At 35.5% G+C, this 12,978-nt stretch carries 10 protein-coding genes and 1 riboswitch; of the genes, 3 read left to right on the top strand and 7 right to left on the bottom strand.

The window, feature by feature from the left end:
* Nucleotides 1–23 precede the first annotated feature (23 nt).
* Nucleotides 24–132, bottom strand: a riboswitch (TPP riboswitch).
* Nucleotides 133–254: 122 nt separating this feature from the next.
* A complete protein-coding gene (gene htpG, locus BAZO_RS01920) occupies nucleotides 255–2,135 on the bottom strand; it encodes a molecular chaperone HtpG (protein ID WP_003329540.1) in 1,881 nt (626 codons plus the stop codon).
* Nucleotides 2,136–2,334: 199 nt separating this feature from the next.
* On the bottom strand, nucleotides 2,335–4,227 hold the full coding sequence (gene shc / locus BAZO_RS01915; RefSeq protein ID WP_003329538.1) for a squalene--hopene cyclase: 1,893 nt from the start codon (nucleotides 4,225–4,227) through the stop codon (nucleotides 2,335–2,337).
* A 91-nt stretch (nucleotides 4,228–4,318) separates the two neighbouring features.
* Between shc and BAZO_RS01910 the strand changes: the two genes are divergently transcribed.
* Together BAZO_RS01910 and BAZO_RS23280 are read left to right on the top strand one after the other, a co-directional pair.
* A complete protein-coding gene (locus tag BAZO_RS01910; RefSeq protein ID WP_003329537.1) occupies nucleotides 4,319–5,470 on the top strand; it encodes a DUF2515 domain-containing protein in 1,152 nt (383 codons plus the stop codon).
* Nucleotides 5,382–5,855, top strand: a complete 474-nt coding sequence (locus BAZO_RS23280) for a CBO0543 family protein (RefSeq protein ID WP_326169277.1) — start codon at nucleotides 5,382–5,384, stop codon at nucleotides 5,853–5,855. Before BAZO_RS01910 ends, BAZO_RS23280 begins: the two co-directional genes overlap by 89 nt.
* 46 nt (nucleotides 5,856–5,901) lie before the next feature.
* Here BAZO_RS23280 and BAZO_RS01905 read toward each other — a convergent pair whose 3' ends face one another.
* From BAZO_RS01905 to BAZO_RS01895, 3 genes are read right to left on the bottom strand one after another with little or no spacing between them, the layout of a single operon-like run.
* Nucleotides 5,902–7,476, bottom strand: coding sequence for a response regulator (locus BAZO_RS01905; protein WP_003329536.1), 1,575 nt, complete (start codon nucleotides 7,474–7,476; stop codon nucleotides 5,902–5,904).
* Between the two features lie 35 nt (nucleotides 7,477–7,511).
* The gene (locus BAZO_RS01900) at nucleotides 7,512–8,384 is read right to left on the bottom strand and encodes a CheR family methyltransferase (RefSeq protein WP_003329535.1); all 873 of its coding nucleotides are present in this window, start codon (nucleotides 8,382–8,384) and stop codon (nucleotides 7,512–7,514) included.
* A 2-nt stretch (nucleotides 8,385–8,386) separates the two neighbouring features.
* Nucleotides 8,387–11,137 carry a response regulator gene (locus BAZO_RS01895; protein WP_003329534.1) on the bottom strand — a complete coding sequence of 917 codons (2,751 nt, stop codon included), beginning with the start codon at nucleotides 11,135–11,137 and terminating at the stop codon, nucleotides 8,387–8,389.
* A gap of 279 nt (nucleotides 11,138–11,416) precedes the next feature.
* Between BAZO_RS01895 and BAZO_RS22625 the strand changes: the two genes are divergently transcribed.
* Entirely contained in the window at nucleotides 11,417–11,566 is a 150-nt protein-coding gene (locus BAZO_RS22625; protein ID WP_003329533.1) for a hypothetical protein, read from the top strand.
* Nucleotides 11,567–11,632: 66 nt separating this feature from the next.
* Here BAZO_RS22625 and BAZO_RS01890 read toward each other — a convergent pair whose 3' ends face one another.
* Together BAZO_RS01890 and BAZO_RS01885 are read right to left on the bottom strand one after the other, a co-directional pair.
* Entirely contained in the window at nucleotides 11,633–12,733 is a 1,101-nt protein-coding gene (locus tag BAZO_RS01890) for a GerAB/ArcD/ProY family transporter (protein ID WP_235786686.1), read from the bottom strand.
* 31 nt (nucleotides 12,734–12,764) lie between these two features.
* Complete coding sequence (locus tag BAZO_RS01885) at nucleotides 12,765–12,977, bottom strand: hypothetical protein (protein ID WP_003329531.1); 213 nt, start codon at nucleotides 12,975–12,977, stop codon at nucleotides 12,765–12,767.
* Nucleotide 12,978 lies beyond the last annotated feature (1 nt).

Below are 12,978 nucleotides of genomic sequence, written 5' to 3'. Positions count from 1 at the left end.
GGCTTCAATAACAATAAGAAAAGTATGTAAACCATCTACTTTCCTACGCCGGTATAATCCGGATCAGGTCCAAAGGGTTGAAAACGAAAATTTTTCTCTCAGCCCAGCATCCGGGCACCCCTAGTAGTTTTCCAATATTTCATATTAATCATATAACTTCAATAGCAAATTGTAAAGTAACTTCAATCATTAATTAAAGAAAATAGCCCTGAATTCCACACACAAGAATCCGGGCTGTTTTTGTAAAATAAAAATCACACCATAATCTTACAAATATCATTCGTAAATTCAACTGGGTCGTTAATTGGCAGACCTTCGATTAAAAGTGCTTGATTATACAATAGATTTGTGTATAATGCTACTTTCTCTTTATCACTGGCGAAGGCATCTTGTAACGACTTAAAGACGTCGTGGTTTACGTTGATTTCTAATACCTTGTCAGCCTTTACATTCTCGTTACCTGGCATCATGCTTAATATTTTTTCCATTTCGATCGTTACTTCACCATCTGTGGATAGGCAAACCGGATGTGATTTTAGACGCTTTGAGATTCGAACATCCTTAACTTTACCAGCTAAAATTTCCTTCATATAGCTAAAAAGCTCTTTGTTTTCTGTCTGTTCTGCAGCTTTATCTTCCTGATTTTCCTCAGCTTCAATCCCTAAATCTCCGCTTGAAACAGATTTAAATTCTTTTTCTTTATACGTCATCAGCATCTTAATCGCAAACTCATCGATTTCATCGGTGAAATAGAGAATTTCATAGCCTTTTTCCGCCACCAGTTCTGTTTGTGGCATCTTATCGATTCTTTCTACAGAATCACCGGAAGCGTAGTAAATATATTTTTGGTCCTCAGGCATTCTTGCTACATATTCATCTAATGTAACAAGCTTCTTCTCTTTTGAAGAGTAGAATAGCAATAAATCTTGTAATACATCTTTATGTGTTCCAAAATCGCTATAAACTCCATATTTTAATTGTCTGCCAAAGGAATCGAAGAAGTTCTCATATTTCTCACGATCATTTTTCAATAAACTTTGCAGTTCGCTCTTAATTTTTTTATTAATATTTTTCGCAATGATCTTTAATTGGCGGTCATGCTGAAGCATTTCTCGTGAAATATTAAGTGATAAGTCTTCTGAGTCTACCAAACCTTTGACAAAGCCAAAATAATCTGGAAGCAAGTCAGCGCACTTTTCCATGATTAAGACGCCATTTGAATACAACTCGAGCCCCTTCTCAAATTCTTTTGAATAATAATCAAATGGAGCTTTTTCCGGTATAAATAATATTGCATTATATCTTACAGCACCATCGACACTTGTATGGATATGCTTGATTGGTTTGTCGAATCCATAACGCTTCTCAGCATAAAAATTCTCATAATCTTCCCCGGTCAACTCATTTTTGTTTTTTCTCCAAATTGGAACCATACTATTGATCACTTGTTCTTCTGTGTAGTCCTCGAATTCGTTGTCGCTTCCTTCTTTTGGGCGGCTCGATGTGATATCCATTTTAATAGGATAACGAATAAAATCAGAGTATTTTTTGATGATGGATTTTAGTCTATACTCATCCAAATACTCATCATACTTTTCATCTTCCGTGTTTTCTTTAATTTTTAAAATAATCTCGGTACCTACTGAATCCTTTTCTACAGGCTCAATCGTATAGCCATCGGCACCTTCAGATTCCCACTTATAGGCTTCCTCACTGCCTAATGCTTTAGTGATGACAGTGACTACATCAGCGACCATAAATGCTGCATAAAAACCAACGCCAAACTGACCGATAATATCATAGCCATCTTTCGCTTCGTTTTCAGTTTTAAAAGCTAAGGACCCGCTCTTTGCAATGGTACCCAAATTATTCTCCAGCTCTTCTTTTGTCATTCCGATACCAGTATCTATGATTTTTAATGTTCTTGTTTCTTTATCGGGTACCACTTTTATGTAGTAGCTGTCCTTATTAAAGGTTAAGCTATCATCTGTTAACGCTTTATAATAGATTTTGTCTATAGCATCACTGGCGTTTGAAATTAATTCTCGTAAAAATACCTCGTGATGCGTATAGATGGAGTTAATCATCATTTCTAATAGTCTTTTTGATTCGGCTTTAAACTGCATTTTTGTCATGCTATTTCTCCTTTCAAAAGTTTATTAATAATATTAGCACTCTACCAAACCGAGTGCTAAATACTAACCATTAATTTAAATATCATATTACCCGTTTTCTGTCAATAAAATTACTGGTCTACTTTTATATAACTTTACAATATCACAAAAAGGTCGAAAGAGTGGTAAAAGTTTACCCCCCTGTCAGCCTTTAAATCGCTCAAGAAAACTTTTTACGGTAATGTGCTAATGTTAGGATTGGAAAGATATAACGATAGCTATGGTAATGGATATAAAAGTCACCAGCCATTCCCGCACCTTTCGGATAGTTAGTCGTCCAATCCTCTTTGTGAATATTTTCTAATAAATAATCAACACCCCGTTGAATCGATCTTGTCGGCTTATCACTTGCGGCAATGAGGGCATCAACGGCCCAGGCGGTATGTGTTAATGTACTAGCGTTCAACGGAATATATTTTTTGTTTAAATCGCTTTGGCATGATTCACCCCAGCCGCCATCACTATTTTGGATCTCCTTAAGCCATTTTACAGCTTTTGAGATCATTGGATCGGTAGGTAAAATCCCTACTGCCCGTAACCCTGTAACTGCTCCCCATGTTCCATAAATATAACAAATTCCCCAACGGCCATACCAAGACCCATTTCTCTCTTGATTTTTCAAAAGCCAATCCACCCCTCTTTTAATCGATGGATGCGTTTTAGAAAGGTTGGTATACATTCCAAGAAATTCAAGAGTTCTTCCCGTTAAATCTGCACAGGATGGATCAGTAAGAAAATACTCTGCTTTTTCAACCGGGAACAGATGGACGATTTTACTATTCGTATTCTTTTCAAAGGCCGGCCATCCACCATCATCATTCTGCATAGATAATACCCATTGGATGCCCCTATCCCATGCCTGCCTACATCTCCAATCTTTCCGTACATTTCTTGCAATGGATCGTAAAGAAGCGGTTGCATCGTCAACATCGGGATGAATCGTATTACTTTCGGAAAAACCCCAACCTCCAGGAAGGGCTGATGGATTATGGATGACCCAATCGCCATATTTATAATGCTGTTTTTTTAATAAGTAATTGTTCGCTTTTTTGACCACGATATCATCCGATGAAATCCCTGATTCCTGTAAAGCATAGGTTAGGAGGGAAGTGTTCCATACATTCGCTGTAGTAAATTGCATATGGGGTAGACCATTGATATCGCGGGATATCATTGATTTTAAGGCTTTTACAGCATTGACAATAATCGGATCTGATTTCGAAATCCCGAGCGAAAGGAGGGCAAAGATCATTAAAAAAGTCGAACTAAAATAACTTAGTAAAGTGCCATCCGGTTCAATTCTGCTTAGCATATATTGCTTCGTATACTCAGTTGCTAATTGGTGAACATGACTTGGCAACCCTATTAAACTTTTTATCCCTTGATTGATAAGGGAAGAAAGCGATCGCCACTCCTCTGACTCTCTGAATCTAAATGAATGTCCATGTTCAAATTCTTCCCTATGAATAAATAAATCTTTTAAATCAGGGGTTTTTGACGTTTTAATGCTAAATTTTTTATTAGCAAGAATCATGATTGGCGCGAGGTTGACCCTGCCATATACTGAAAAACTATAAAAATTTATAGGAAATGAAACTGGAAGTAAGATCATCTCGATTGGAATGGGGAAAAAAACTGGCCACTTATATTGGCCGGTAAGAGCCAGCATAATTTTTGTCAACATATGAGATTTATCAATTCCACCATTGGTCTTGATAAATTGCCTAGCTAGTCGTAAACGGGGCTCATTTTTATTGTAATACCCTGAATAAAGGAGAGCGTAGTAGGCCCCAATTGTATCAGACAGATTGCCATTCGGCTCATCATGAAACAATTTCCATGCCCCGTTTTCTTGTTGTTTCCTTACTATTCTTTCCGATAACCCCTTTATTAAATTTTCATCATCTATTTCTAAAGACCTTAATAAAATAATCATATAACAATCGGTGGAAATCCCGGTTTCAAATGTATAGTTCCAATAACCTTCCGGAGATTGGTCATTTCTTACCTTTTCAATTAGCTCATTCAGTCGCGTAGTAATTTTTTCATTCACACTTCTCAATCCCCCTTAAATCAAATTCATCTTATTCCATACATATTCGTAGTATATGAGGAGAATTCATGTAAGGTGGGTGTCATCAAACATGTGGAGGCGGCTTATCAACAAGAACAACATCGCACTTCCCGAATCCCTTGCAAAAATTAAAAAGGAGTTAAAGAAAAAATCCAAAGAACCCTCTAAAATACAAAAATCTTTACTATTGCCTGAAGAACAGTTGATTGTCCAACAAATAGCAGAAAAAACCGAGCAATTTAATAAAAATAATGTCACAAGAACACAAGCATATTTAGAGTATTATCTCCGGCATCCGGAAATTCATTGGGCTTTTCTAGGGCATATGGTTTCAAGAAATGGCGGCTGGAATATGACCGATTTAAAAGGTGGGATACTACCTAGAATATTGACAAAAAATGAAGCTGTTTCCTATTTTACTTTTTTAGAGCGAGGCAATTGGTTAATCTTTCAAGACGCGTATCCACAATTTTTAGTTTATGAGGAAAGCTTGAAAAGAGGGCTAAATCTTTTTTACCTATTACGATCCTTTAATGTTTCAACTTTCATGGAAACAATTTGGAATCATTTTTGGATTAACAGGGACACCTATATTCTGGCAATTGCCTTAGTCATTAATGAACAAAGTTATTTAGAAAAAAGAGTACTAGGCAACAAAGTTTTTAAGAAGGATGTTTTCAATACATTAGAATTCAAACTGCAAGATTTTCTTTCTTTGAATCATATTTTATTCCCCTTCATTAATAAACTTAAAATAGAACTAATTGGTCAAACCTTGCATAATTTTGAAAACCTAGATGAGCGAATTTTATTAGGAAAACGGTTATATGCGATTTTATTTAGAGACGAAAAACGCTTGAAAATGGTTGAACAATGGGCAAAGGCAACTCCTCACACCGGTTCGAGAAAAGATTATTGGCCTCATATTTTTAATACAGTGGATGAAGGGGTACCGGGAGGTCTATTTAAACCTAGACTAAAATCATGTCAAATCGTTAAAAACTCCCCAAGAATTTATAGTCCCACCCTTGAATTTGCTTGGAAAAATGTGAGCCAAGAAAGTGCTGAAATCGGGGATTGGTTTACGGACTGGGATGTCATCCATTACTTAATGGATTCAAAAGAAACGGTAGATGGAGAGATTGAAGATGAATATTGTAAAACACTCGAAAGGCTCGAACTTGCAGCGAGTACAAAAGAAGCCATTTCCATCTTGGATTAATATGTATCAACGAACAATACCAGCGATTATTCTGGGATCATTACTTGGAACGTATTTAGACCTATACTTTGTCGGCAAAGGTCTTTATGAATTTCCAACAAGACCCTTATCTCATATTTTTTCAATTAATCTCACCTTTACTTTAATTGCTCTCCCTTTATTTACTATGGTCTTTCTTCTCATATGCAGTAAACTAAAGCTACTCAAAAAAATCAGTTTAATCCTATTACTCAGCCTTTTCATGGCTGTGGCTGAAAGAGCCGCTGAAGGATTGGGTTTATTTGCCCACCACTATTCCTGGAAACACCAGTATTCTTTTATTGGCTATACTGCTTATTTAACAGTTATTTATTTGTTTTTTCATTGGTCTAGATTCCGTATATGAAAAAAGCAATACTACAACTTCATGGTAGTATTGCTTTTCCCTTCTATTAAGCGCTAAATCGTATTGAAAATGTTGTTCCTGTATCGCTTGTTTGAATACATATATCGGCATTATGGCGTGAAGCTACACTATAGCATACTGCTAACCCTAATCCAGTTCCTGTATCTTTTGTAGTGAAGAAAGGTGTACCAATTTTTTCTAATACATCCCGATCAATCCCGCAGCCTTCGTCCTGAATTTCAAGTGTGACACAATCGTCCGCACTATATGTTTTTATCGTTAGTTTCCCGCCCAATGACATCGCTTCTAGACCATTAAGAGCTATATTTAAAATTAATTGGCGAATTTCCTTTTCATCTAAATATAATGGAAGGCATTCACTTAGTCCAAGATGGACACTCTTATTTGAAAGTACAGCTTCAGCTTGAATTAAAGGGTATAAGGCTTCAATGATATCGTTTAGATTTTGTGGCTTTCGATCAGAAGTTTTATTCTTCGCTAATGTTAAAAACTCTTTAATAATTTCATTAGCACGGTTTAACTCTGTCAGCATTAAATCAATATACTCGAGATGCATATCCTGCTTCGATTTAGCCAATTGTAAAAAACCGCTTACTGTTGTCATAGGGTTCCTGACTTCATGAGCAATTCCTGCTGCCATTTCCCCTATTAAATTCAAACGATCTAAACGAGTTAATTCTTTTTCCAACCGCTCTCTTTCTGTTATATCCGTTATAACACTAATAATACAATGTTCACCATGGATTTCGGCTGCTTCCGTAGATAAGAGGCCAATGCGTTCCTTGCCATCACATGTAGTGTAGTGGATCCGCTCATTTCGAATCGCCTTTTGCAAGTCTAAATCTTGGGTAGTATCACAGTTATCGTACATTAGATGCAGCATTCCTGTTTGTTTTCCAATTACTTCATCATAAGGAAAACCAGTATAATAGATCCAGCTTTCGTTTACATCAATATAACGCCCATCAATAAGGGAACGGATAGCGATTAAGCTCGGACTTGAAGCAAATATTTTTTGGAAGCGTTCCTGTGATTGATAAAGATCCTTATTAGCTAATACCAATTCCTCTGTTTTTTCTCTAACAAGGTTTTCAAGATTATTGTTGTGTTGCAAAAGCTCTTTTTCCATGTCCTGTAACTTCGCATTGGCAGCTGCAAGCTCAATCGAACGTTTTTTCAATAACTGCCTTTGATCATTAATTTGTTGTTGGTATTCATAAAGCTTTGCAAAAGCTGCAACTTTACTTTTAAGAATTTCCGGATTAAACGGTTTAAATATATAGTCAACGGCTCCCACTGCATACCCTTGATTGACATTCTCGACAGCCTGACTAATCGCCGTGATAAAAATGATTGGAATATGTTTGGATTGTTCCCGCCCGTGTATGAGCCTTGCTGTATCAAATCCGTTTAATCCAGGCATTTGAACATCTAGTAAAATGACCGCAAAATCTTGTTTTAAAACTTGTTTCAATGCTTCCTCCCCACTATTTGCCATAATCAGATTATAGGAGGGAGAATCTAGTACAGCCTCCAACGTTAATAGATTTTCTGGGCGGTCATCAACTAATAAAATATTTATTTTCCTATTATTGTCCATCAAAATAACTCCCAATTAACCAGGTAATCCATAGATTACTTGGTTTTTTTATAAATTTTTTCAGTAGAATTGACCTCCGCATACTTGTCCCATAAGTTTGTATAGGTGATGACCTCTTTGTTTCCTAAAGCAAGGTATCCTCCTATACTCAGACTGTCATAGAATAACTTCTGTACGCGATTTTGTAATTTTTGGTTAAAGTAAATCAACACATTTCTACATAGAATCATGTGAAATTCATTAAAAGAATGATCAGTCGCTAAATTATGGTGTGCAAAAATAATATTTTCCTTTAAAAATGGATAAAAAGTCACGATATCATTATTTACCCTGTAATACTCCGAAAATTCTTTTGTGCCCCCAGCTTGATGATAATTTCTAGTATATACTTGCATTCGATTGATTGGGAATTGCCCTTTTTGGGCTTTTTCTAAAATATTTTCATTCATATCTGTAGCATAAATCTTAGCCTTATGATTTAAACCGAGCTCATGAAGCATGATGGCCATGGAGTATACTTCTTCCCCTGAAGAACAGCCAGCATGCCAAATTCGGATTAACGGATAGTTTTTAAAAGTTGGTAAAATATTCGTTCGTAAAAACTTAAAAAGAGTTGGATCCCTAAACATTTCAGTTACATTAATTGAAAAATCACTTAACAATTTTCCTAACAGATGTTCATCCCGTAACACTTTTTCCTGCAAGGCTGAAATGGTTGCTACCTTTTCAACACTCATTCGGTGTAATATTCTACGCTTGATTGATGAATAAGCATAATCCCTAAAATCAAATCCGTAATAACGATAAATTCCTTCTAGCAGCAATACGATCTCGGTTTTTTCTAATTCATTGCTTTCATCGTCATCCGCGTAAAAATTTTCAAATAATTGCTCCTCTATTTTAACCACCTCTATCGATATAACCACACACGAATTAATGAAAGCAATTGATCTAAATTAACTGGCTTACTAATATAATCAGATGCGCCAGCATCAAGGCATTTTTCTCTGTCATTCTTCATCGCTTTCGCGGTCAGAGCAATAATGGGCAGTTCTAGGAAGCCTTCCATTTTACGAATTTCTTGAATGGCCTCATATCCATTCATAACAGGCATCATGATATCCATTAGAACAAGATCAATATCTGATTGTTTTTTCAGAATTTCAATAGCTTCTTGACCATTTTCTGCAAATTCAACAATCATCTTATTCGTTTCCAACGCAGTTGTGAGCGAGAAGATATTCCTCATATCATCATCGACAAGTAAAACCTTCTTGCCCGCTAACATTTCTTTAATATTCTTAAGTTCACCAGAATGCTTCGTTTTACCTTCTATAAGTGAAACTTGAGTATTATTTTCCAGTTTTTCTTCAATTATTTGCGCTTCTTCTATTACGGTTGCTGCGACTTCTTCTCTCGTATACTCATTATTTAGTTGTATATCATACTCAGGCAAATACAATGTAAAGGTACTTCCCTTACCTAATATACTTTCAACATCGATAAATCCGCCCAAAAGCTGTGCCAATTCCTTGCTAATGGAGAGTCCGAGTCCCGTACCTCCAAATTTTCTACTAGTAGTTCCATCGGCTTGATTAAAGGCTTCAAATATAAAATTCTGTTTTTCTCGGGAGATGCCTATTCCTGTATCAGTGACGGAAATGGCAACCATAGGTTTATGTGCTTCTTTAAAGTAATCTTGATTTTTACAAAGCTTAAATTCAATAACTACTTTCCCTTGTTGAGTGAATTTAAAAGCATTCGATAATAAATTTTTCAGAATTTGTTTTAATCGCTGATTATCTGTAATAAATACATATGGTAGATTTTCATCTATTACTATTTCAAAACCTAGTTTTCTCTGAGTTGCAATTGGTGTAAACTGGTGTTCAACAAAATATTGAATATCACTAAATAGTACTTCTTCTGGCAAAATTGCCATTTTCCCCGATTCAATTTTAGATAGATCAAGAATATCATTGATTAAATCTAATAAATCTTTTCCTGATGAATGGATCGTACTAGCATATTCAACCTGTTTCTCTGTTAAATTGCCATCACTATTATCAGCTAGTAGCTGGGACAGAATCAGCATGCTATTAAGTGGTGTTCGAAGTTCGTGTGACATATTGGCTAAAAATTCAGACTTATACTTTGAACTAAGTTCAACATGGCGATTTTTTTCTTCAAGATCAATCTGGATTTTTTCAAGTTCTTTTGTTTTTTCCTCAGAGCTCTTATACTGTTCTTCAAGCTGTTCATTGATCATCCGTAGTTCTTCCTGTTGCTGCTGAAGTTCTTCGGATTGACTTTGTAATTCTTCTGTTAAGGTTTGAGATTCAGCTAATAGCTTTTCAATCTTCATATGACCAATGATGCTATGCAAACTTACACCAACTGTTTTCTGAGTAATATCTAGGAATCGGTAATGATTTTCATCAAAAGGCGTGAAGGAGCCTAATTCAAAAACTGCGATCACTTTGCCTTCATAGGCAATTGGTGTGATCAATAGATACTTAGGAGAACTTTGTCCGATACCCGATCTTATTTTCACGTAATCTTCAGGCAATGAATCTATTAATATTGGTTTATTTTCAAGGACAGCCTGACCTATCAAACCTTCCCCCGCGTAGAACGTCTTTGATGAAGTTTCTAAGGAACTATCAGCGTAGGCTGCAATTTTTAAATACTTGTCCTCATTTTCAGCCTTTACATAAAACACACCATAAGTTGCCCCAGTAATTGGGGTAATTTTTGAGATGAATAAACGGGCAAAGGTTTGTACATCTTGTATCCCCTGATACATGGTTGTCAGATCGATGAAATTAGATTTAACCCAATTTTCTATTTTCATTTTTTCTTTTAGATCATTTTCTTGATCCATATGATTTTCTAATGATGCGGCCATTCCATTGTAGGCAAGCGCAATTTCTCCAATTTCATCATTGGTAATATGGTCAATTCTAGGCAGTTTGTTTGTCTCTAATTCAGCCACATTTGAAATAACAGAATTGACATGATTGATACGGGAAATGATACTTCTTACGACCCAAAATGAAATAAGAACGACAATAATAATGCTGATGGATATTAAATACAGAAAACTTGTCAATGTAGTTTGATACATTTTTCTAGACATGGCTACGGCATTATTCATCGCGTTTTCTTCAAAATCTAACAATTTTGCACTAGTCGAAGTAAGACCAGCCCGAACCTCGCGGTTATCCTCTATAAGCACTTTAATTGCTCCCTCTTTATTGCCTTCCTTTAGAAGTTTTACAATGTTGTGATAACCTTCTTCATAGGATTTGTTTAATAAATCCAAGTCTGTTACAAGCAACTTAACATTATCGTTTGATTCAAACTCTTTAAGCTTTTCAATAGCATCCGCTGTATTTTTTCTGGAAACAGCAATGGATGCTTCCTCTTCTCTTGTAATCGTATTTTCCTTTTTAAGGATGACATCTCTTATCATCCGGGCGGTATTATTGATCTCAAATTGAAAGATGTTAACCTGCCGTACCCGTTCATAATGTTCATTCACGATTGTTTTCATATTTTTATTTTGTTCTTGAATATTATATAGCCCGAAAGCAGCCGTAATGATCAAAATGATTAGAACCGAGCCAAACCCAAGATATAATTTTCTTTTAAAATTCATTTTTAATTCATTCCATTCTGTGAAAAGGTCGTTTTTTGTCGTATTTTCTGCATATTGTTACTCTTTTAACAATTCCGTCAATATACTACTACATTTTGTTATCCAATTCCACATATTTATAGTCTTTAGTATAAATTATTTTTAATTTTAGCTATTTTTTACAAAATTCTGTAAAAATACAAATCCTCTATTGATACGACAAAACTAGCCAAAGGAATCGACAAGGAGCTTCGAGAATATAGTTTAAAAGAGAATCCATATTATAAAGGAGATGTTGAAATGAGATCAACTAGAAGAACTCAATGGAAAATTCATTGGAAAAAGTATAAGCACTTATATAAGGGAAACAGAATGGAACGAAGAAATAAATGGCGCTTAAAATGGGATGACCAATACAATTTGGTGACTACACAAAGAGCAGAAGGATAAAAGGAATTTATTTTCATATAAGTATCAAGCCAAATATCGCCCAATCTATACGGATGATATTTGGCTTTATATTTGATTACTTAAGCGGCTTTTAATTTTATCAACTATTAATGTTAGAAGTGGGATGAAAAAACCCATGATCATAGAATAAGGCACCCAATATTTATCATCCCAGTAAGCCATATAAGACACATTTGGATAAACAAAAGTTGAAAAGACAATCGTAAGAAGCCCAATCGGAATGACAAGAAAACGATAGTTCTTAACGGCTAGTATTTCCGCTAAACCGATTACACAACCGTAAAAGTAAACGGCTGTTTTAAAGAATATTGAAAGAACCCACATTCCGGCCATAACCGCCTCTATTCTTTGAATAATATCAAAAAGACTGACAGTTTTAGCAAGGACATAACTTGGAAATACTTGACGAGCGGTTGCTGGAGCTCCCAAAACTAAAATACATAAAAGTACTAAGACTCCAACAACAGCTGCACCTAGAGTCGTTCCTGTTATAAAATTCCACTTTGTTTTGTCAGGACGGTTCATGTTGCCAGGATAAAACATTAGAAACATGACTAAAGGAAACCCGGCAAATGAAACAAAATCCAACGAGGCTGAAAGATGTGCCCGAACGCTTGCCTCATATAACGGACTAATACGGTCTGGTTCAATTTGAGGAATTAAAAAAATAACTAAGGCAATGAAAAGGAACATAAACCATGGGAAAAGAAGCTCCCCTGTTCTTGCCAATACCTCAAGGCCTGCCCGGACAACTAATATAACTAAAATAGCTAACATAATATTAAGAACTTCTGCCGGCGTATTAATAAGCATATGAGTCGTAACAAAATCACTGAATTGGAAGAGAAGGGTCGCTGCTCCTACAAATGCAAAATAAACGTATAAAACTCCAATTATTTTACCAATAATTTTTCCATATACCCTTTCTAAATAATTGATGTAGGTTTCCCTTTTCATTGCTTTTGCACAAATGACATAAAAACAGGAAAGTAGTCCACTAAAGATCACACCGATAAGGGCTGTGAGCCATGCATCTTGCCCCGCCTTGGCTGTCAATACAGATGGAATAGCAAGAATGGTTGTACCAATCGTATAAAGAATAGCTAAAACACTTAACTCTAAAGGGCTAATTCTTCCTTTTTCCAACAAGGGACCACCCTCCTCTCTATCCATTTTCTTACTTTATGAATGGCTTTAAAACAATGACAATTAAATCCAATGGACTTGGAAGTGCCAGGTTGTTAAGTTTCGCAACCGTAACGCCTGTAGTTAAAACCATTAAAATAGAAAAGATCCATATTTCTCGTATCATTTTTTCTTTTTTTAACTGATGTATTTGAAAAAAAGCAATGGCTATATAAATAAAAATGACACCAATACTTTTCAGCATA

It is taken from the genome of Schinkia azotoformans LMG 9581, assembly GCF_000307855.1.
GTDB classification, from domain to species: domain Bacteria; phylum Bacillota; class Bacilli; order Bacillales; family Bacillaceae_J; genus Schinkia; species Schinkia azotoformans.
The sequence above is the reverse complement of the archived record's forward strand: the minus strand, read 5'-3'. Positions and strand labels throughout refer to the sequence as shown.